The following is a 20,469-nucleotide window of genomic DNA, read 5'->3' on the forward strand; positions in this document are numbered from 1 at the left end:
ATGGGTAAAATGTTTTTAAGGGGAATATTCACCCTTTTGCCGATTACGGTTTCTATTTATTTTTTGTTTTTATTTTTTGATTGGGCAGAACACATTGTGCGCAACCTCCTAGTTGTGGCCTTTGGCCAAGCCAACTACGTGCCGGGCATGGGCTTGGTGCTGGGTTTGGGTTTGATTTTGTTTCTTGGATTTCTGATGGGCTCTCCGCTTGCGCAGTCCATGTATCAGGCCATCGAGCGGCCTATTTTAAGTGTTCCGATCGTGAAGAGTATTTATTTGGCAGTGAAGGACTTAACAGAGTACTTTGGTCCGAAATCGGAGAATTCCTCTCACCAGGTCGTTTCAGTTTCTATACCGAACCTAGACATACAGCTGGTGGGGTTTATCACTCGAGATAATTTAGATACAATGCCAGAAGGTATGAATAAATTAGATCGAGTGGCGGTGTACTTGCCTATGAGTTACCAAATTGGTGGCTACACTTTATTTGTTCCACGTGCATGGACCACTCCTCTAAATATGAAAGTGGAGCAGGCCATGCGTTCAGCCCTTACGGGTTGGATGCCCGGAAAGAAATGAAAGTAAAACCCTCAGTTGTTGATCTTTATACAGAGCTTCTCAATCGGTCGCGATCCAGTGCCATCGTGTATTTTATTTTGTTTTGTGTGGCAATTTACTACACGGGGGGACTTGAGGGTGTCACGAGCGGCGAAGTTTTTTTAGGGCTGGCTCTGTTGCTCTCAGGGTTGTCTCGGATGGCCATGGGTGTTTTGCCCTCGCTACGAAGTAAGGCCAATTTGCGGTCTGTTCGATTTGGGTACTATTCTTTGATATTTGTTTCTAGTGGCCTCTGGGGTGTGTTTGTCGCCGAAACCGTGATTGTCAAGGGGATGAACGAGGGCGCTTTGCTCCTCTTTTTTGCCACAGCCGGAATTGCCGGAGGGTCGTTGGCGAGTCTGGCGCCCGTGTTGAGCGTGTTGCTCATTCAGCTTGTTGTTCTTTGTGTGCCTCCATTGTTGATTTTGACGTTCGGCGATCATGTGAGCTCCGCTTATGCGATAATGAGTTGGATTTATTTTGCTTGGTTGGTTTTGCAATCCCGTGTGGTGAATAAAGAGGTGATAGAGGGGCTTACGAATAATAAAACTATTAATGAGCAAAATAAGTCTTTAGAGAGGGCGCGGGATCAGGCGCTGCAGGCATCGAAGATGAAGTCTCAGTTTGTGGCCAATATGAGCCATGAAATTCGAACACCGCTGAATAGTATTTTAGGTACGGCTGACCTGCTTTCTGAAATGGTCATCAGTGATCAAAAACGGCAGATGGTGAATGAATTAAAATCTGCCGGCGAGAGTCTATTGACTATCATTAACGATATTCTTGATTTTTCTAAAATTGAGGCGGGTGAGTTAAAAATATCTCCCGGCAAAACCAGTTTGAAGCACCTAGTTGAAGAGGTCTCAGGCATTGTTAAAAGGCGTTGGGGGTTTAAGGGGCAGGTTGAGTATTTTGTTGATTACGGCAGTGGGTTACCCGCCGTTGTGATGACGGATCCCGTGCGTTTAAGGCAGGTTTTAATAAATTTGTTGGACAATGCTTTTAAGTTTACGGCCAATGGGCACGTTAAGCTTTATGTTGTGCCGGTAAACGAAGTGCGTGACAGCCTTGTTGTTCGATTTGTGGTGGAGGATACTGGCCGAGGCATTTTAAAACAAAATATTGAAAGGCTTTTTAAGCCCTTTGAACAGTTAGATGGTTCAACCACCCGAATTTACGGGGGGACTGGATTAGGTTTGAGTATCTGCAAGAACTTAGTCGACCTTATGGGGGGGCAGATTCATGTAGAGAGCACGTTTGGCGTAGGTACAAAATTTTGTTTTGAATTGCCCATGCAAATTGTGGAAGCGGAGGTCGTTTCGTCGCTGGTGGTGCCAGAGGTGGAGAAGTCGCCAAATCGAGCAAAGGCCGAGCGGGCCACCTTTCCTGAATTGTCAGTGCTACTGGTGGAAGACAATGCGATGAACCAGGTGTTGATGAAACACTTTTTTGAAAGACTAGGTATCACCTATCAATTGGCGCAAAATGGTCAAGAGGCTTTGGAGACCATTAAGAAAAATCACTATGATGTGGTATTTATGGATATTCAAGTGCCTGTGATGGATGGTTACACGGCCACTCGGAAGGTTCGTGAAGAGGTGCCAAAGGATAGGCAGCCCTACATCGTGGCCTTAACAGCCAACGCCATGAAGGGTGATGAAGAGCAGTGTTTGCAAGCAGGTATGGATGCCTATTTGAGCAAGCCTGTTCAGTTGACCATGGTGCAATCGGCCCTTGAAAAATACAAAAGCACTTTAGCAGGGCGCGAAGAAGTGGGCCGCTTGCATCAGTGATCAAAAATAAGATAGTGGTTTTTAAATATCCACGTGTTCAATTTGACCAATGGGGAGTGGTGCCATAATCCGGCTGGCCACTTGTGTGAAACGGCGATGGGAATCGGTGGTTAGTAGATGAACTTGTCCGTCGTTTGATTGAGGTGAGCGCATAAGTCGTTGCGAAGTCATATCTTGAAAAATACTTTGTGCAATAGCCTCTGCCGCATGGACAAGGTGCACATTGGGACCTGTGGTTTTTTGTATGGATTTTTTAAGCAGCGGATAGTGGGTGCAACCCATAATGAGCGTATCAATGTCGTGTGCCATAAGGGGTTGCAAATATCGGTGGACCACTAAATTGGTGAGCGGGTCATCAAGCCATCCTTCTTCAATCAGCGGCACCAATAAGGGGCAGGCCTGTTGAAAGACTTGGGTCTCGGGGTCGAGATTGCGCAATGTTCGCAAGTAAGACTCTTGATATACGGTGGATGCTGTACCAATCACTCCGATGCGTTTGGTTGCAGAAAGGGAAAGGGCCAGAGCGGCTCCGGGTTCGATGACATTGTAAATGGGGACGGGGAGGTCGTTGTGATCTATCGAGAGCAGAGCGCTGGAGGCCGAGTTGCAGGCTACCACCACAGCTTTCACATTTTGCCGAAGTAAAAAATCAATATTTTGCATGAGGTATTTAAAAATCGTGCTTGCTGATTTGTTGCCGTAGGGGAGTCTTGCGGTGTCGCCCAGATAAATAAAGTTCTCATGAGGAAACGCGAGGACTAACTCTTTTAAGACGGTGAGTCCGCCCACGCCAGAGTCGAAAACGCCAATCGGTTTTAAGCCATCAGGTAACATAGTTGAGGAAGGATTGCAGAATTACTTAGCGAAAGGCAATAAAAAAACCGGCTCTCATCCTGACAACCGGCCCCGACAAGTAAAATTCTGCAATTCCTTCGCAGAACAAAACTAACTATGGCTACGTGCTCTTAAACGCACACAGTCTGCAGATTTGAAGCCCGACCCTCAAGGTAACCAACTTTGTTTGTTGAGCTCAATTTACAGCAGCGCCCCTCGTAAATAGACTAAGAGGAGAGATAGGGAGTGGTCAAAAACAAAATGAGGGGTCATCCGAGCTAGATACGCAGACGAAAGTTAAGCTGTTGAAATGCTTAGATCACCTGAGAAGAACGTCTGAAAGATCAGGACCTTAGTCCGTGAGCGTGAGACTCCATTCCGCCCATCGCGGTCATCTCCATGAACTGAGATTTCTCGCGAATTTCTTCTATGGAAAGTGCATTCACATAGCTCATACCACTACGAAGGCCGCCGGCGAGTTCATTTACCACATCATCCACATGACCCTTAATTGGGACAAAGGTGGCTTCGCCTTCTGGAGCCATGCCTTCGGGCACCTCACCACGCCATGATACTTGCGCCGCCTTAGAGGCCATGCCTCGGTACTGTTTCATGCCTTTTCGAATGGGTCCTGGAGTTTCAATGGTGCCAGACAGGAGCGAGCCAAGCATGACAACGTCAGCGCCCGCAGCCAAAGCTTTCATCACATCGCCAGAAGCCTTAATGCCGCCGTCAGCGATGATCGGCACGCCAGATTGCCGAGCGGCTTCTGCGCATGTGGCAATGGCTGTGAGTTGAGGCACCCCGCAGCCCGTGATCACTCGGGTTGTGCACATGGAGCCCGGGCCAATGCCCACTTTCACTGCGTCGGCACCAGCCTCGGCAAGGTCAATAACCCCTTGGGGAGTGGCCACATTGCCGGCAATGATTTCTATTTGTGAGAATGTGTCTTTGAGCCATTTCATAGTTTCCATCATGGCCACCGAATGACCGTGGGCAATATCAATGGTGATCACTTCGGCGCCGGCTTCAATCACGGCTTTGGCGCGTTCTTTAAAGTCTTGATTGACTCCAATGGAGGCAGCCACAAAGGGTGCTCCTGAGGCCACCACCTGTCGCACCTGCTCAGCTTGTTCTTCGATAGGTAAGAAGCGGTGTAAAATGCCAAGGCCACCGAGGCGAGCCATGCCTTTGGCCATTTCAGCTTCGGTCACGGTGTCCATGTTGGCGCTCACAAAGGGTAAGTCGAGAGTGCGTTTTTTAGTGATCTGCGAGGTGAGTTGGGGCTGTCGGCGTGAGCGCACATCAGATTTTGCAGGGACAATGAGAACGTCGTCAAAAGTAAGGCCACGGCCACGGGACTTAATGTCTTGCCAGCTAAAAGTTAGTTCCACCAGGGACTCCATGGAAAAAGGATTGTAGGACAAACTTCGACACCCTATTCCAAAAGAATGGAAATGGCAAGTTAACTCCCCGCAGAGATTGACAGAATCTCTGGTTCGGGCGATGGGTTACAGTTCGTTTAAGATGAGAAAGCCCTCGATGCCCGAGTGGCGAAATTGGTAGACGCACAGGACTTAAAATCCTGGGTCCCTTACCGGACGTGCCAGTTCAAGTCTGGCCTCGGGCACCATTTATCATTTTCTTTCATTTCAACCAATACAGCAAAAGGCTTTTTCAAGTTAAATTGAATATTTAGCCCATCTAAAATCGGGTTAGAAAGTAGTTTATCTAACAGATTTCGTCTTTCTTCAGGGGCACCATCTTTCCATAGTGATTTTGCCGACTTACCCAGTTCTAAAACAGTTTTAGCCGTTTCCATTACGGCAGAAGTTAAACCCTTTTGCAGAGTTTCTAATTGGTCAGTTAGGCCTTCACGGTTTGAACGAATACGGGCTAATTGTTTCTCAAAATCCGCTTGCCCTACATTGCCCTGTAATCGCAAATCAAAGAGTTTATCTTCGTGCCCTTGTAGTTCTTGCTCTCTGGCTTTGAACTCGGCTATTTGGGCTTCTGTGGCTCTGTGAGCCTTCTTTTCAGTGGCATTAAGAGCATCGGCAATGGCTTCAGCAAAATCATCGCTAATATTAATTTTTTCAAGCATAGGTTCAAACTGTGCCCAAATATTTTCATTTTTAATATTAACTAACTTTTCGTGTTCTCTTTTTCCATTGGTGCAACGGTAATAATGATAAGTTTTAGTTTCACCCGTGCTTTTAATTTTTTTCTCTTTTGGGTCATAAATAACACGGCAACCGCAAGAGCATTTTAACCAACCGTCAGTAAGCACGGTGTATTCACTATCAAAATGCCGTTTCGTAAATCCCCATTGACCACTTAATTCATCAACTTTTTTAAGCCACTCTTTTGGTATAAAAATCTCGTGGTTCCCGTCATAAAGTTTTTCATTCCATAAAAACTTGCCACGATAAAACGGATTATTAAGCCTTCTTTCAATGGTGTTTTTACGATATTGAATGGCTTTTTTTCCTGTAATTAGTCCTTCTTCTAAAATTGTTTCCCTGATTTTTTCATAAGAAAGGCCTTTGGATCTTAACTCATACTCACGAAGAACAATTTTTCTATTATTAATATTTGGATCAACGGCAATGGTTCCGCCACGATTTTTAACTCTTCCTGTAAGTGGATCAATAGCCTTTTGGCAAATATAACCCAATGGGGGACGGCTATTTGGCCACCAACCAGTTTCAGCCTTGGCGGTCATTGCCTCACTCACTCTTGTTGTTAAGTTTCGTGAATAGTGCCGTGCCATTACCGCATTAAAATCACGGGTTAAAAAATCAGCATCGGGACTATCTTGATGAATGATTTTTCTATCACTCACATAATGAATATTAAAAAGTCCATCTAAAACACATTCTTCATTTTCAGCCACATCTTTAAGATTTCGGGCCTCACGATCTTGCATATAAAACAAAACATTGCCGTGCTTTTGTTTTTTAATAAAGGCCATTGCTTCGTGATATTGCTTTCGGCTTTCGCTTCGTTTGGCACTTTCCGTGATCACGAAAACTTTAATAAGTTTAAAACCCTTTTCTTCGCAATATTCACGGCATTTCGTTTCTTGGACTTCGTGAGAAATCCCATCTTTTTGACGACCGCTACTAACCCGTAAAATTGCTACGGCATTTTTATTTTTATAATTGATTGTTTCCATAAAAAATCCTTTCTATTTTTAATATTTATTCGTTTATTTGTGTAGTTATTTCGGGTTCTAAACCGTCCATTTAGGCGGTTTTTTTGTCCCTTAATTTTATCAAATCTCTGTATATTTCAATAACTTCGGCAAACTCACTTTCGGTTAAAGTGGTGGTTGTGCCATCACGATTTTTAAAGGTTCGTGTTTTGATTTTGACCTGTTCAGTCTCTTGGCTCTCTTTAATTAAATCAGGCTTGGCCGTGCCGTCTGTATTGGGTTTCATTTTTACCACCACTAATCAGGGATTTCGTAAGGCAATCCCAGAGCCCGTTATTAATTACTAATTAAAAAGCATTATCCGTCCTTGGTTCCCACCAAAAAAATCCGTTTTCTTGGTGGGAAAAATTAAGCAATTTCGTCCGTGACAAATTCATCAGGCAAAAAGAAAATGTCGCCAACAAGGCATACCCTTGCCTTTTCCACTAATTTTTCAATAGTGGTTTTAAATTCACCCAATTCCATCCCACACTCTTGGGCTAAAAATTTTTGATTATAAATTCCAGAGCAATAACTTTCTGTTTTACTTAAAAGAAATTGATAAACACGGTTTTCTCTTTCAATGACCCTTTTCGGGTGTCTTTTGAGTTCTATTATTTTTTTCTTTTCAACACTTTCTAATTTCAGTTCAATAAAAGTATTTATTAATTTTTCTTTTAATAAAAGTTCCTGTTCTGGGTCTAAACTTTGAGTATCAGGAATTAGATCACGGAAAGTATCACCATCATTATTAATGGTGTTATCGTAAGAAACCGTTTTTTTAAATTGTAAGGCTCTATTGCTATTTGGGTTTTTGTGGCCTTTTTCAAGTTGTAGCCAATCATTCAAAAGGAAAGAAGCATCGTTAAGATGACCGTTTTTAGTATTGCCATTATTGATTTTTTTAATAGCGGACTCACAAGCCCAATTAGCAAATTCAGGGACTTTATCTGGGTTTACCATTCCTGATGAGATGGCTACATTAAAACAAACAGTATATAGGGTGTTAGTATCCAGCCAACGGAGTTTTCTTTCGTGTTTAAAGAAATAAAATCCAGGATACTTTGGATCTTTCCACCCAACGGTTTTTAGACCTTTTGGTTTCTTTGATTTAGGGTTGAGAGATTTGGATTTTGGGGTTTGGTTTTTACTTGTCTTCTTCATGTTGATATTTATTACATCAACTCATTTTGGACAAGTTTTTTTAATTAATAATTTTTAATAAACAGTCTAACTATATGTATTCACCATCTTTTTTTATACCCAAAAAAGTGAAAAAATAATTTTTAATACAGCATTTTTTTATTAATTTTTAGTTTAATTGCAGAAACCGAAGCAAGCCGAAGCCGTAGAGCGAAGGCGAAGTCTTCGGTGTCTGCCAGTATTCTATAAGGGCAGACATTAATACCCTGTATGCGGATCTAAACACCTTCGGGAAAGTACATTTTTAATCTTCCATTTATTTTTAGCGATGATTTTTGATGGTCAAAAATCACGATTAATAAAAACCGCCGAAAGGCAAAGGAAGGTAAAAATGCAAACATTCATTCTAACAAAGGTACATTCGTGTTCAGCGAATAACGAGCCAAAGGATTTAGCCAAGGGGCTTAATTTTATCGTGGTGGTAGAAACCACGAAAAGAATTGGCGATTTAGTGGTGCCAGATTTTATTAAAACAAAATCGGCCATTAAAGTAGATCCAAGCCCAGAGCCTCAATTATTAGAAGTAGAAGTTTTTAATATTAACGGTCAGGGAGGGGCACGGGTTCAAACCTATTACAGAATTATCCGTAAAGCCGAACTTGCAGGAGGGAAAAAATAATGAAACCCCTCTTGCTTGAATTATTAAAAAACAAGGAAGCCTTTATCACTCTTTCAGGAGTGGTAGGGGCAACCCTGCTTTATATTTTCTTAAAAATCTATAAAGCCAGAAAGTACCACCTAAAAGATTTAAAGGCCCTTGGGTTTTATCAAGACGAAACCAAAGAAGTTAGAAACGAAAAAACGGGATTAAAAGAACGGCGGATCAGTTCAAAAATTAAAATCTACTGGCGAGGGAATAAATTAATCTTTGCAAGATATAACAGGGCCTATGGCTTAAAAAACTTTGAAGCCCTACGGGGAAACCTTGAAACCCTTTTTAATATTAAAATTGAATTGATCACCTTTGAAAAGCAGTGGTTTTCTTCACAGCCTAAAATCATTCTTCACTGTGAAGCCTTCCCGAAAAAGTTTTTAATCAGCGATCGGCCTAAATTAAAAGTGGGACAATTATTTTTAGGAATTGATGCCTTATTAAAACCTGTGATCTTGGAGGCCATAGAACACTTTGAAAATACATTATTAATTTTAGCCCCGAAAGGAAGTGGCAAAAGTTGGCTCATCATTTCGTTAATAATTTCTTTTTTTGAAACACTACGGGAAAACAACCGAACAGACGAATATGAATTAATAATTGCCGACAATAAAGGGACGGACTTTATTGGGGTCATTGAGCAGTTTAACGGCTCTTATTATCAACCCTTCCAACTTGATGAACTTCGGGAACTGGTAGGCCGTTTAAAGGGGCATAAAGCGGAAATTGAAGCGACCCTTGCCTATTTGAAAGCCAATAAGATCAGTCCCCGAACTTGGGACGAAATTAGGAACGGAAAAATTAATTTTCCAGTGCCTAAAAAATTATTTTTAATATTAGACGAAATGAAGGCTTACTTTGGATCTGGCAAAGAAGTACCGAAACTTTCTAAAAATCCTACTGACGACGAATTAGCCCGAAAAGAAAAATATGATTTAATTCAGGAGTTTGGCCATCTTATTAATTTCTTTGCGGAGCAATGTAGAAATACAGGCCTAATATTAGTGGCCAGTAGTCAATCACCTAACAAGGGAGATTATGATTTCCCAGATTTTATTAATTTTAATATTTTAGTACTCGGTCAAACCAATGCACAGCAATCCATTCAACTTATTGGGGACACAAGCCTTAATGATAATTCTTTAACTCGTGGCAAGTTCGTCATTCGTGATGAAATCGGCACCCGTAGATTTTTAGCCCCTATTCCTACTCAATCACAGGGGGCAAAAGATGGCGGTTCTAAATAGGGTTTTCTGTGGCCTTGATACGATCCATATCACGATCACTCGTCCCCGTAGTGTTATAGCCTTTTATGGGGAAAGCCCAGAGCCTACGGATAAACTCTTTTATGGGGTTTTAGATATTCTTTTAGGTAAAAACTTTGTGGTGATGGGCGGTTCTAAAAAGTTTGTTAATAATGGATCAGAGTATATTCAAAGCAACCCGAAAGAAATATTAATTCAACTTCGTTCGGCCCATTTGATGAAGTACGGAAGATCCAAGGTTAATGCGATTATTAATTTTCTACACGAAAACGAAGTAAAGCCCAAAGCCAAAAGAAACCGTAAGAAAGATGCACCTAAAACCGAAAGGCCATTATATTTTTATCAAATTACGAGATTTGATGCCACTTGCGATTATGAAACTAATTTTGATCTGGTTAAAATATTAAGCGAGAAAATTGGCTACACCCGATTTTTTACAGGCATATCAAAAGGCTATTCATACCGAGTTATTCACGAGAATAAGCGACTACCTGACGGCAAGCGAGATCATAAGATTAAAGAAATCAAAGTTTTTAATAAAGGGTGGGAACTTGCGATTTATAATAAGAAGTTGGAGGTTGCGGAACAGGCCACCGCAGAGAAATTAAGCCTTTACCCCGAAGTATATCGGGAGATTTTAATAAATCCAAACCGCCAATTATTTCGGGTTGAACTTCGTCTTTTTCGCTCTCGTAGTGTTTCTTTAAATGATTTTAATACCGATCAACTTTTTGAAGCCGTCAAAACGGAATTAATAAAGTTCGGTAAGACTGTTCAATTATTAAAAATCAAAAATAAAAAATCTGTTGAAAGTTTGCTATTTTCTAAACTTTTTGATTTTTCGGCTTCCATTTAAAAATAGACAAGGAGTGATATATGGGAAACGATAATGTTTTAAGAAGTCTTGAAAAATTGGCCGAAACTTCAATGGCCCATCTAAATCAAGAAATTAAAAAAATGGACTGGGGCAAGAAATGGCAAACCCATTACCCTAAAACTGAACGAGCGACACAAGAAACTGAAGCACTTAAAAAACCTGAAGTGAAAGAAGCCTTAAAAGAGGTTTTTAATGAGCAGTCTTTATTATTAAAAAATCTGGGTGAGGTTGTCTAATGAAAGCCGTTAGAATTACCGAACTGGACGAGGTTAAAGATTTCCCCGTGGGCTATATTTTAAAATCCACCGAGTTTAAAGAAATGGTGGGTTGTTGCCCGAAAGCCTTTTTTAATTTTTTTGGTCTTCTGGGGATTATTGAAGAGTTAAACTCATCATTTTTACTCTGGCTAAAAGCCGAATTGCAAGAAAACGACGAAACACTCATCACACCACCACAGGGAATTAATAATTTTATTAAAAATCCTATTTTTAATAAATTGGATTGTGGCGGTGGTTATATCTACGATCAAACGGCCACCAACTTATTAAACCTTTTGGCCGATGGTTTTGTTATGCTTGTCTTTCTTATTCCGCAAGGATTAGAGAACCCAAGCCACTGTGAGGTATATCACTGCAAAGATGGGCGGTTATTCTGCAATGGTGTAGAAATTGACGGCACAACTTTTAATAAAAAGATTTATTGCCACGAAAAAAATCAATACATTCTGGGAAGAAAAAAAGGCGAGGATTAACCCTCGCCCTGACCTTCAAGAACTTTAAGAAGGTATTTAATATTAATACCAATGCAAGATCCTGCATTGAGATAAACTAAAAGGCTACTACCATTCTTTGTTTTTCTCACTTTGTAGAAGGGCACGAAGGCCAAGCCTTTCTTAATTTCTGTTTGTTTTTGTTCTTTTACTTTTGCCATAAAAACTTCCTTTCGTTTTTAGTTCCAACCCATTTTGGGGTTTTCGTAGAAACCTGAAACCCAAATGGTGTTGAGAACAATAAGAGCCGAAGCCGAGAAATTAATATTAAAAAGCCTATGAGTGGCGGAACCGATGACGGCTATTGCTGGCGGTGGTTTTGATAAACGAATAATCTAACAACGAGGCTGAAGGCCTTATAGAAAGGATCAAATGGCAAAAGGAATATTAATAATGAACTTAATTAATCAAAATTAAAAACTATTGAAATACCCATTATTTTACAGAGATAAAACAAAGTTGGCAGACTTGGGAACCGCCACCCTTGCTCTATGGATTGTAGGGTTAATACAGATATGTCCAATTTTTCGGCTAATTCTTCCTGAGTGAGTCCCATTTCTTTTCGGCGATTTTGAACCAAAAAAGAGATATTCCTTAGTTGAGCCTCAATACTTTTTCTATGTTTTACTGGTATTTTGTCCAGTCTTGATGTTTTTCCCACCAGACTATTTTGATTTTGTATTACTTTAAGTGACACTCACTCTAAGTAAGAGTTTTTTCCTCTTGCTTATAAACAATGAATAGTTACACTTTATTAAAAAGAATAATTAATATTCTGGCTTGCACCGCAAGATTAACAACTGGAGGGGTTAATAATGAAAACTCGTATTTTAGGGATCGTATCAATAGTGTGTTTAGGACTATTCTTGGCTGGCTGTGCCTCAATTGTTGGAGGTACAAGTCAAACTGTCTCTATTAATTCAAATGTAAAAGGGGCTAATGTTATTGTTAATGGTGCAACCATAGGAACAACCCCCTATAATGGCCCTCTTAAAAGAGGAAAATCAACAACAGTAACCCTGCAAAAAGATGGCTATGAAACAAAAACAATTACACTAAACACTGAAATTGAATCAATTTTTTGGGGAAATATCATTATTGGCGGTGTGCTTGGATCAACGACAGACCTATCCACAGGTGCGATGTATAAATATGCCCCGGCGACCTTGCAGATTGATTTAGACAAGGCACAGGCTGAAAAAGCGGGAAACTAAATCAGGACTGTGCTTCTGGCTACTATTCCTTTTTCCTATTAAATTATCATCATCTTATGGGTGAAATTGCTGATGGAGATGGTCGGTTACTTCGCCATCTCTTGATGGCAAGGGAAAAAATCAGCAAACAGTCCGTAATAGATGACTTAAAAAAAATATTAAAAGAGAACTACACCCCAGAAGACTTTTCGTGTTCAGCGAGTTTATTAATGGAGCCATCTAAATGAAAAAGATGATGGTTTTCCTATTTTTAATATTTAGTTCTACTGCATTTGCAAAGTTTGACTGGCTGAAATTGCCAGAAATAGATCAGTTATATTCAAAAAAGCGATTATCTATTGTTTTTGCCAGTCAAAACTTAAAAAGCCCTGTTTCTATGTTCGGGCATACATTTTTAGTTGCCCATAACGAAATGCCACCAGAACCCGATGCTGTCACCATAGAGTTTTTGGGTAAAACTTCTGGTAGTTTTGGTCAGTATTTTAATGCTCTAATTTCTCATATTGATGGTGAATTTCGTTTAGGAAAATTTATTATTAAAAATAGAGAATATGATTATGAGGACAGAAATCTTTGGGTTTATGAGTTGAATATTCCAGAGAATGAAAAAATGCAGGTATTTTCTTTAATATCATCTGTTATTAAAAATCAAGATTTCCCCTATACTTTTTTAAATAAAAATTGCTCTTTTTATATTTTTAATTCCGTTATTAAAAATAGTAGTTTTAAGCAGCGATCTATTTACACATTACCCAAATATACCATTCGTGAATTAAAAAAACTTGGTTACATCAATAAACCGCCAGTTGTTATTGAAACAGATCAAAGCAAACTTATTAATTTTCTAAAATATCGCGATACTTATGAGAGAACTAAAATTAATCAAATTATTGAAGGCTATTCTTACTCTCTTACTGATGAGACTTGGGGAACCAGAAGAGGTTTAGATTTGGCTTTGACTTATAAAATCCCACGAGAACCAAGGTCAGAAAAAAGAACTCAATATTTTAATATTAAAAAGCAGTTGATGGATATAGTCCCAAGGGATCAAACCCTAAATGAGGAGAACTTAAAGAGGAATGATCCTATTGAGGTCTATGGCGATGCAAATATACGGCTGGGTTATGAAGTAAAATCTCAAGCGGCAATCCTTGAAGGGAAATTTGCACAACGAGATTTTTACACATCAAGAAACGATGGGCTTTCTAATTCTTATTTAGAGATAATGAAGGGTAAGTTATCTTTTAATAAAGATGAAAATATTAAACTTCAACAACTCACACTTTTTAAACTTGAAAGCCTTATACCAAGTGGAGATTACAACGAGTCTTTTAATCGCTTGATTGATCTATCTTTTTATAAACACCCCTACGAAGAAGAAAAAGTAGCAAATGAAGCCGTTTTGAGATATGGGCAAGGTCTATCTGCTAAATTAGGAGATATAACTTTCGGGGTAATACCATATTTAGGGCTTCGTTATTTTAATTTTTCTTCTAATAACAGTGTTGAAATGGATCTGGGTACATTAACAAAACTAAATTATTGGTTGAATGACACTGTTTCTATAGAAGGAAGTTTAATAAATCATTTTTTTACAAAACTACCATTTAATTATAAGGCAAATATTAAACTTGCCACAAGACTAAACCCACGATGGACATTAGGTCTTGAAGGCATATTTTACGATAAAAATAATGAGGCGGAGTTTTCTTTAATCTACGGTTTTTAGAAAATTAATATTAAAAAACACCATAGACGATTTAAGCATAGTTGAGCAAACTGGTTCTAAACTCGTCCAATTTGGCGCACCATCACAAAAAGAACCCGCCAATGGCGGGTTTTTTTGCGAAGCGCTCAACCCAGCTTGAGCGCTATAGACTGCGAGTCACTCTTCCGCTGTCGCTGCAGAGCGCCTCTCGTCTACAAGGCGCTTCAAAAAGCCTTTGGCTTTTTGCCGCACTCTTGAAAAGTTCAAGTCTGGCCTCGGGCACCAAATTCCGTCGGATGTCTGATAGCCGATATGAGGTGGTTTTCCTCGCCTGGCCGGGCGTTTGCCTTGTCAGTGCTGAAAAACTATAGTCGTATCTAGCTGGAGGGCGAGTTTTAGATGGAGAGATCAAAATATTTTGTGCTCCTAATTTTAGTTTTTCTGATAGTTCTCATTTCAGTTTGGCGAAGAACGCACACGTGGGCCGACCGCCTAGCAACTCGGACAGTCGCTGTTTTTCCGTTAATAATCCGTTGAAAACTTTATTAGCCCAGTGTGACTATTTTCGCTTATCAAAAGTGACGAAAAATACCTGCTTAAGACGCTTTTAAATCAATTTTTATAGAGTCATAGGGGACTACAGGGGTTTTCACTTGTCGCCCTTTAATGGTGCGTTTTTTAATTTCTACGGCTCCAAGGTCTTCAAAAAATAAAATTGTTTTATTCAGGTTAGAGACATCAATCCCTGAGAGCTGTGCCAGCTCATAGATGGACTTTGGCTTAAAAGTGAGAATGTTAGATAAGATAAAAATGTGTCTAGCGAACTTCTCAAAATCTTTTCTGTTATCAAAAGAGATTTCGTAATGAGGCTTTTTAATCTGGCGTTTGCTAACTTTCTTAAAAGCCTTTTTAAAATCTTTCATCACCTCGGAAGAGGATTTAAGTGAAATCACGAGTTCTTTCATAATTTAACTCCCATGTGTTCTAAAACCAATTGCTCGAAGTCATCAAATAGCTTTTCATCCGTAACAAAATCATAGTCGATCTCTCTGTCGTCAATATGCAGATGAGGTCCTTTGGGATGATGATTGTCCATCAGCACTTTATGGCCCGATTTTGGCTCAATACAGATCAAGCTGTATCTAACGCCCAAAGGGTATTTTTTTGTTTTAGGCACCTCATAAAGTACGATCTCAATAATGTATCTATTGTGTAGTTTTGCTTTGTGATAATACTTCAACTTCGCTGCCATATTGGTATCATGATACCAATATGGTGAATTTAGTCAATATTTTTATTTCTAGCTTCTTCTGGGGGCTGAGGCTTTCATGGGTTGATGGTGGGCATAAAATCGCTTACACGGCCCTTCAGACTCTTTAAATGGCCTGATTGAGAGAAGCACATGGCCAAGCTAGTGAGAACCGCTTTATAGAGCCTTTGCGCATTTACAAGGTTGTCGCCGGGGGATAGTATCACGCCTATGACTAAAATTGCTAAAGCTGAGTTTAAGATTGGGGGGCTTCGAATTCTCCCCGGCGAGCGCAAACGACTTCAGATCAAGGTGGCGGCCCTGTTTGATTATACGGATCTGAATATGCCCCTTGAAGTTATTCGTGGAAAAGCTGATGGCCCAACCATGTTTATAAGTGCCGCCATTCATGGCGACGAAATCAACGGGGTTGAGATTATTAAACGGCTCCTGCAGCACAAAGCACTGAATAAAATTAACGGAACTCTCATAGTCATACCCGTGGTTAACGTTTTTGGTTTTAATCATAAATCCAGGTATCTGCCGGATCGAAGGGATTTAAATCGAAGTTTTCCGGGGTCGCCAAGGGGGTCTCTGGCTGGGCGACTGGCTCATATTTTTATGAAAGAAATTGTGAGTAAATGCACTCACGGAATTGATCTGCACACAGGAGCCAATCATCGTGCAAATCTGCCGCAGATTAGAGCCTATTTGGATGACGTTGAAACCGCTGAGCTGGCTCGCGGATTTGGCGTGCCGATTATAGTGCATTCACAAATCCGAGATGGGTCGCTCAGAGAAGCGGCAAGAAACAAAAAGGTAAAAGTTCTACTTTTTGAAGGGGGCGAGGCTTTAAGGTTTGACGAAGATGTGATCAAGTCGGGTTTGAAGGGGTGTCTTTCTGTCATGAGAAAGATCGGCATGTTACCGGGTTCAAAAGAAATTCGATTAAAGAAAAGAAAGTCTAAATCATTTGTTTCAAGAAATACCTATTGGGTCAGGGCCAACCACAGTGGTTCTTTTCGTTTAAAGAAAAACTTAGGGGATCATGTGAAGAAAGGCGACGTCTTGGCGATCATTTCTGACCCCTTTGGCAGTGAACCTTACGAAATCAAGGCCGAGTCTGGCGGAATAGTAATAGGGGTGAGTCAAATCCCATTGGTCAATCGAGGAGACGCCATTTTTCATATTGCTGAGTTTTTCAATCCGGCAAATGTGAAAAGAGCTATTGATTTGTACGGGTAATAGGCGGAAAAAAGGGGTGTTCTGTATTCAGCATGCCTCATGGAAAATACGGTGCTAGCACAGTCAATGTTTGAACGCCAATTGTCGATACGACCTGATGGGAAAAATAAAACTGTATGGAAATATTTAGTGTAGAAGCTCTCACCGCCCTAGTGACTCTGACAGCCATGGAAATTGTCCTCGGAATAGACAACATTGTTTTTGTATCAATTGTGGTCGCTCGGGCACCAAAAGAAACCCGAGAGCGCACCCGCAAGCTGGGAATTTTTTTAGCTCTTTTTATGCGGCTGTTATTGTTGCTTTCGATCACCTGGGTGATGGGGTTGACAGAGCCCCTGTTTTCAGTGTTCTCAAAAGCATTTTCGGGGCGTGATTTGATCTTGTTGGGGGGTGGGTTGTTCTTGCTAGCAAAATCCACCTTTGAGATACATCACAAGGTTGAGGGGTCGCCTGAAGAAGAAATTCAGCAGCTCTCAGGGTTGGCTGCTCGCATGGTTTTATTGCAGATCATTCTTCTTGATATTGTATTTTCTCTCGATTCCGTCATCACAGCCGTGGGCATGGCCAAAGAGATCTGGGTGATGGTTGTGGCCATGGTGATATCAATGGTCATCATGCTATTGTCAGCAAAATCCATCGGAGACTTTGTGGACAGAAATCCTGCAATTAAAATTCTGGCCCTCGCATTTTTGTTGCTCATCGGAGTCATGCTCGTAGCCGAGGGAATGGGTCAACATATTGAAAAGGGCTACATCTATTTCGCCATGGCATTTTCCCTCGGAGTGGAATTGCTAAACATGCGCTATCGAAGAAAACGGTTGAGTTAGGAAAAAGGCATCCCTTTTACGGGATGGACCTGGATAACTTTTGATGCTTATGGTTCTGTTGAAACTTGCCAAGAAGTGGTGAATTCGCCGATGGTTAATGTGGCTGTGTTTGTAGTCTCGGGGGCGCCGGCTGAGGTGAGGCGAAGCTGGATGTAATTGTCGTTCGATACGACTCCAGTGGCATCGCTGCGCCAGTCATAAAGGACTACGTCGCAATTGGCGTCGGCACAAATTCTATATTCAGGGTCCCCACCACGGCCTATGGAATATTGATAGACTGAGTCCATTTCATTACCCAGCTTATAGAGATCATTGCCGGAGGGACTGATTTCAAAGTGTTGGATTTGTTCACTTATGGGATTGTCGTCTTCTAAGTATTGCCCTATATATTCGCCACCGGTAATCTCCCAGGCCTGATTGAGGCGGTACTGGTAGATGACCTCGCTAGAAAGGCTACCAAGAGCATAAAGTTTTGTACCTTGATCCGCAATGACAAGTGCATTGGGATTCGTCATTTCAGACACTAAAGAGAATGCCATGTTATCATAAGACGCTGTGCTGACATCAAACGGTGTGACAAGGGAATACTGATAAACGGCACTGCTAAATGATCCAAGGATGAACATCTTGGTGCCATCGTCATTGAAAACCATGTCCTTGGCTGAAATATCTTCGCTCGACGAGTCAAAAGATAAGGCATCATAAATTGCCGTTGAGACATCCCACGCAGTCGACAGCGTGTATTGATAAATTGTGGAGGTAAAAAATGAGCTCACTACGTACATTTTAGTGCCGCTGGAATTGAATTGTAGAGATTGAACGGAGGTGCTTTGTGGTGAAACGTCAAAATCAACTCCATCAAAACTGGCGGTAGAAACTTGCCAAGGATTGGTGAGAGTGTATTGATGAACCCTATATGTAGAACCCAGCACATACATCTTTGTGCCGTCAGGTTTAAAGACAAAAGACCGCTGGTTACTTTCCTCATTGATAACTGAGAATCTCTGGCTGTCATGAGGCTGAGCACTGCGTGGGTCCCAAGGGGTGCTCAGTGAATATTGATAGACGGCCAGTTGGTTGCTATCTAAGACGAGAATCTCACTCCCATCAGCGGTGAAAGCCATGCCTCGAGAGTCATCGGCTTCGCCTTGGATGAGAAGCATAGAAGAGTCAATGGAGGCTGATGAGAGATTCCAGGGGGTGCCCAATGTGAAAGATTTGACGGCATCGGACGAGCTTCCAACGAGAAAGAGTTTGCTGCCATCAGGGGTTACTTCAATATTTTGTGGCCAAATGTCGGTTCCCGACACGGAAAGAAAAACAGAGTCGTAGGTGGCGCCTGTTAACGTCCACGGTGTAGGAAGTGTGTATTGATAGACACGTTTGTTACTGCGCCCAAGCAGATACAATTTTGAGCCGTCGGTATTTATGCAAAGCCCGTACGGTAGAGTGTCTTGTCCAGATATTAAAAAGCTCACCCCGTCGTACGTAGCAGAGGTAAGATCCCATGGTGTGGCCAATGTGTACTGGTAAATCCTATCGGTCGAATAGCCCACGACATAGAGTTTTGATCCGTCAGGCTTAAATGCCCACGCGCTCATTCCACCATCTTGGGCCGAAAAGCTTTTGCTCGATCCTGGATATTGGGCAGTTCGAATGTCAAAGGGCGTGGTCAAGGTCAATTGGTGGCCCGCGTTTATTGCAAGGTAATAGAGTTTGGTTCCATCTGGGCTCATAGCGACGTCGGAACCGTTATCAGATAGAGCGCCCACCCCAAAGACTTTTTGATTATCCGGCATTTGCAGAGTGTCAATATCCCATGGGGACTCCAAGTTGTGTTGCGTGATCATGTACTTCGAGATTCCGTCGTTGGAAAGGACAAAAAGTCGAGACCCTAGTTCAGATAAGGCAAACCCCTTACCCGAGTAGACATCAATGTGACCAAGTCCGATCACTTGTGGCACCCCAGTGACCGATGAGATGTCGCCGGTGGTGAATAGAGAGTATCCAAAAAGAGTCAGACTGTTGTCGCCGAGAACATACAATTTTTCGTCGTTTCGGCCGAGAGTAAATCCGTATATGTTGGTATCAACAGTGATAGGAAACGATAGCGTGTCGTAAGTGGCAGACGTGATATCCCCAATGGAGTTTAGCGAATACTGATAGATTGTCCTCGCCGCCCCACCATAAACATAAAGCTTACTTTCAGAACTATTTAGGTCAAAGTTGCGGGGCTGAGCATCTTCTGGTGAGGGGTCAAAAAACGCCGAGTTGTACTGAGCTGAAGTCAGCTCCCAGGGTTCTAACAACTCATATTGGAAGATTTTTTTTGAACTGATATCTAAAACGTAAATTCGCATTCCGTCTGAACTAATTTGTAAGTCATTCGCAATAGTCACCTCGCCAGTTATGTCGAGCACTTGTTGATCGTAGGTGGCGGTAGATACATTCCAGGGCGTGCGCAAGGTAAAACGCAACACTCCGCCAGCAGAGCCGTCCAAAACAAAAAGTTTCGTTCCGTCTCCGGAAAACCGAAGTGCACGGGGAAGGGTCGAGTAGTTTTTAAGGAGGAGTGAGTCTTGGATGTAGGGTTTGACTTCACCCAGTTCAAATGGGGCTCCGCCAGATCCTTGAATAGAGACCGAAAGGGGGGTATCTATGCCCGTCACCTGTTGAATTTCGCTGGCCTTAAGGTAGAGCTGTTTGCTATTTGATACCGTCGAAAATTGAAAGGGGTCAGGGGTTACACTTATAGCGCCCGATGGAGAACTATTGATTTTTCCGCGAACAGTGTTGTCTCCAAGCCGGCATGATGCGGTTAGAAAAGTGAGGAGAATGAAGGTGGAAGTTGTGAACAACAAACGTGAGCTGAATTCCATAGGTAAATATCTTTCTCCTTTGAGATCTAAATTTCCCATACAAATGTATCGGATAGTTGGGCCGAAAACTTTAGGATTCTGGTAGTATTGTCAGGATCGTCTCGAAATGAGATGTCGGCCTCGATATGATAGTGACCAGCGATCTTAAGGGGCTACTTTGG

21 protein-coding genes and 1 tRNA gene are annotated in these 20,469 nt (G+C 41.5%); 12 read left to right on the plus strand and 10 right to left on the minus strand.

The annotated features are described in order from the left end of the window. Together H6626_03030 and H6626_03035 are read left to right on the plus strand one after the other, a co-directional pair. The gene (locus H6626_03030) at nt 1-579 is read left to right on the plus strand and encodes a DUF502 domain-containing protein (protein USN48078.1); all 579 of its coding nucleotides are present in this window, start codon (nt 1-3) and stop codon (nt 577-579) included. Further along, the gene (locus H6626_03035) at nt 576-2,390 is read left to right on the plus strand and encodes a response regulator (GenBank protein USN48079.1); all 1,815 of its coding nucleotides are present in this window, start codon (nt 576-578) and stop codon (nt 2,388-2,390) included. The genes H6626_03030 and H6626_03035 overlap by 4 nt, the downstream gene beginning before the upstream one ends. A 21-nt stretch (nt 2,391-2,411) precedes the next feature. On the opposite strand, the gene H6626_03040 is transcribed toward H6626_03035, so the two are convergent. Both H6626_03040 and H6626_03045 read right to left on the minus strand, forming a co-directional pair. Continuing rightward, a complete protein-coding gene (locus H6626_03040; protein ID USN48080.1) occupies nt 2,412-3,224 on the minus strand; it encodes a glutamate racemase in 813 nt (270 codons plus the stop codon). Nucleotides 3,225-3,568: 344 nt separating this feature from the next. Next, on the minus strand, nt 3,569-4,630 hold the full coding sequence (locus H6626_03045; GenBank protein ID USN48940.1) for a guanosine monophosphate reductase: 1,062 nt from the start codon (nt 4,628-4,630) through the stop codon (nt 3,569-3,571). A gap of 138 nt (nt 4,631-4,768) precedes the next feature. Here H6626_03045 and H6626_03050 point away from each other — a divergent pair. After that, nucleotides 4,769-4,857, plus strand: a tRNA-Leu gene (locus H6626_03050). Here the strand turns inward: H6626_03050 and H6626_03055 are convergent. The 3 genes from H6626_03055 to H6626_03065 all read right to left on the minus strand — a co-directional run bounded on the left by H6626_03055 (nt 4,819) and on the right by H6626_03065 (nt 7,584). Further along, nucleotides 4,819-6,402, minus strand: coding sequence for a recombinase family protein (locus tag H6626_03055; GenBank protein USN48081.1), 1,584 nt, complete (start codon nt 6,400-6,402; stop codon nt 4,819-4,821). The two genes, H6626_03050 and H6626_03055, sit on opposite strands and share 39 nt — an antisense overlap. A 70-nt stretch (nt 6,403-6,472) precedes the next feature. Beyond that, nucleotides 6,473-6,667 (minus strand): hypothetical protein, encoded by a 195-nt coding sequence (locus H6626_03060; protein ID USN48082.1) that lies wholly within the window; start codon nt 6,665-6,667, stop codon nt 6,473-6,475. Between the two features lie 122 nt (nt 6,668-6,789). Next, a complete protein-coding gene (locus H6626_03065) occupies nt 6,790-7,584 on the minus strand; it encodes a hypothetical protein (GenBank protein USN48083.1) in 795 nt (264 codons plus the stop codon). 370 nt (nt 7,585-7,954) lie between these two features. On the opposite strand from H6626_03065, the gene H6626_03070 reads away from it, so the two are divergent. The 5 genes from H6626_03070 to H6626_03090 are packed head-to-tail and all read left to right on the plus strand — an operon-like array spanning nt 7,955 to nt 11,168. Then, nucleotides 7,955-8,242: a hypothetical protein gene (locus H6626_03070; protein USN48084.1), complete on the plus strand. Its 288-nt coding sequence runs from the start codon at nt 7,955-7,957 to the stop codon at nt 8,240-8,242. Further along, complete coding sequence (locus tag H6626_03075) at nt 8,242-9,522, plus strand: hypothetical protein (protein ID USN48085.1); 1,281 nt, start codon at nt 8,242-8,244, stop codon at nt 9,520-9,522. Before H6626_03070 ends, H6626_03075 begins: the two co-directional genes overlap by 1 nt. Then, the gene (locus H6626_03080; GenBank protein ID USN48086.1) at nt 9,506-10,396 is read left to right on the plus strand and encodes a hypothetical protein; all 891 of its coding nucleotides are present in this window, start codon (nt 9,506-9,508) and stop codon (nt 10,394-10,396) included. Before H6626_03075 ends, H6626_03080 begins: the two co-directional genes overlap by 17 nt. Before the next feature lie 20 nt (nt 10,397-10,416). Next, the gene (locus tag H6626_03085) at nt 10,417-10,653 is read left to right on the plus strand and encodes a hypothetical protein (GenBank protein USN48087.1); all 237 of its coding nucleotides are present in this window, start codon (nt 10,417-10,419) and stop codon (nt 10,651-10,653) included. Continuing rightward, nucleotides 10,653-11,168 (plus strand): hypothetical protein, encoded by a 516-nt coding sequence (locus H6626_03090; GenBank protein ID USN48088.1) that lies wholly within the window; start codon nt 10,653-10,655, stop codon nt 11,166-11,168. Before H6626_03085 ends, H6626_03090 begins: the two co-directional genes overlap by 1 nt. On the opposite strand, the gene H6626_03095 is transcribed toward H6626_03090, so the two are convergent. After that, nucleotides 11,165-11,347 (minus strand): hypothetical protein, encoded by a 183-nt coding sequence (locus H6626_03095; protein USN48089.1) that lies wholly within the window; start codon nt 11,345-11,347, stop codon nt 11,165-11,167. The two genes, H6626_03090 and H6626_03095, sit on opposite strands and share 4 nt — an antisense overlap. Before the next feature lie 242 nt (nt 11,348-11,589). Continuing rightward, a complete protein-coding gene (locus H6626_03100; GenBank protein ID USN48090.1) occupies nt 11,590-11,883 on the minus strand; it encodes a helix-turn-helix transcriptional regulator in 294 nt (97 codons plus the stop codon). 118 nt (nt 11,884-12,001) lie between these two features. Between H6626_03100 and H6626_03105 the strand changes: the two genes are divergently transcribed. Continuing rightward, nucleotides 12,002-12,400: a PEGA domain-containing protein gene (locus H6626_03105; GenBank protein USN48091.1), complete on the plus strand. Its 399-nt coding sequence runs from the start codon at nt 12,002-12,004 to the stop codon at nt 12,398-12,400. A 223-nt stretch (nt 12,401-12,623) separates the two neighbouring features. Further along, nucleotides 12,624-14,129: a DUF4105 domain-containing protein gene (locus H6626_03110; protein ID USN48092.1), complete on the plus strand. Its 1,506-nt coding sequence runs from the start codon at nt 12,624-12,626 to the stop codon at nt 14,127-14,129. A gap of 575 nt (nt 14,130-14,704) precedes the next feature. On the opposite strand, the gene H6626_03115 is transcribed toward H6626_03110, so the two are convergent. Together H6626_03115 and H6626_03120 are read right to left on the minus strand one after the other, a co-directional pair. Next, nucleotides 14,705-15,073, minus strand: a complete 369-nt coding sequence (locus H6626_03115) for a hypothetical protein (GenBank protein USN48093.1) — start codon at nt 15,071-15,073, stop codon at nt 14,705-14,707. Beyond that, entirely contained in the window at nt 15,070-15,360 is a 291-nt protein-coding gene (locus H6626_03120; GenBank protein ID USN48094.1) for a hypothetical protein, read from the minus strand. The genes H6626_03115 and H6626_03120 overlap by 4 nt, the downstream gene beginning before the upstream one ends. A gap of 228 nt (nt 15,361-15,588) precedes the next feature. Here H6626_03120 and H6626_03125 point away from each other — a divergent pair, with 228 nt between their 5' ends. Next, nucleotides 15,589-16,602, plus strand: a complete 1,014-nt coding sequence (locus H6626_03125) for a succinylglutamate desuccinylase/aspartoacylase family protein (protein ID USN48095.1) — start codon at nt 15,589-15,591, stop codon at nt 16,600-16,602. Nucleotides 16,603-16,718: 116 nt separating this feature from the next. Next, entirely contained in the window at nt 16,719-17,429 is a 711-nt protein-coding gene (locus H6626_03130) for a TerC family protein (GenBank protein USN48096.1), read from the plus strand. Between the two features lie 47 nt (nt 17,430-17,476). Here H6626_03130 and H6626_03135 read toward each other — a convergent pair whose 3' ends face one another. Continuing rightward, nucleotides 17,477-20,308 carry a hypothetical protein gene (locus tag H6626_03135; protein ID USN48097.1) on the minus strand — a complete coding sequence of 944 codons (2,832 nt, stop codon included), beginning with the start codon at nt 20,306-20,308 and terminating at the stop codon, nt 17,477-17,479. Nucleotides 20,309-20,469: the final 161 nt, after the last annotated feature.

This window comes from Pseudobdellovibrionaceae bacterium (assembly GCA_023898385.1).
Lineage (GTDB): Bacteria > Bdellovibrionota > Bdellovibrionia > Bdellovibrionales > UBA1609.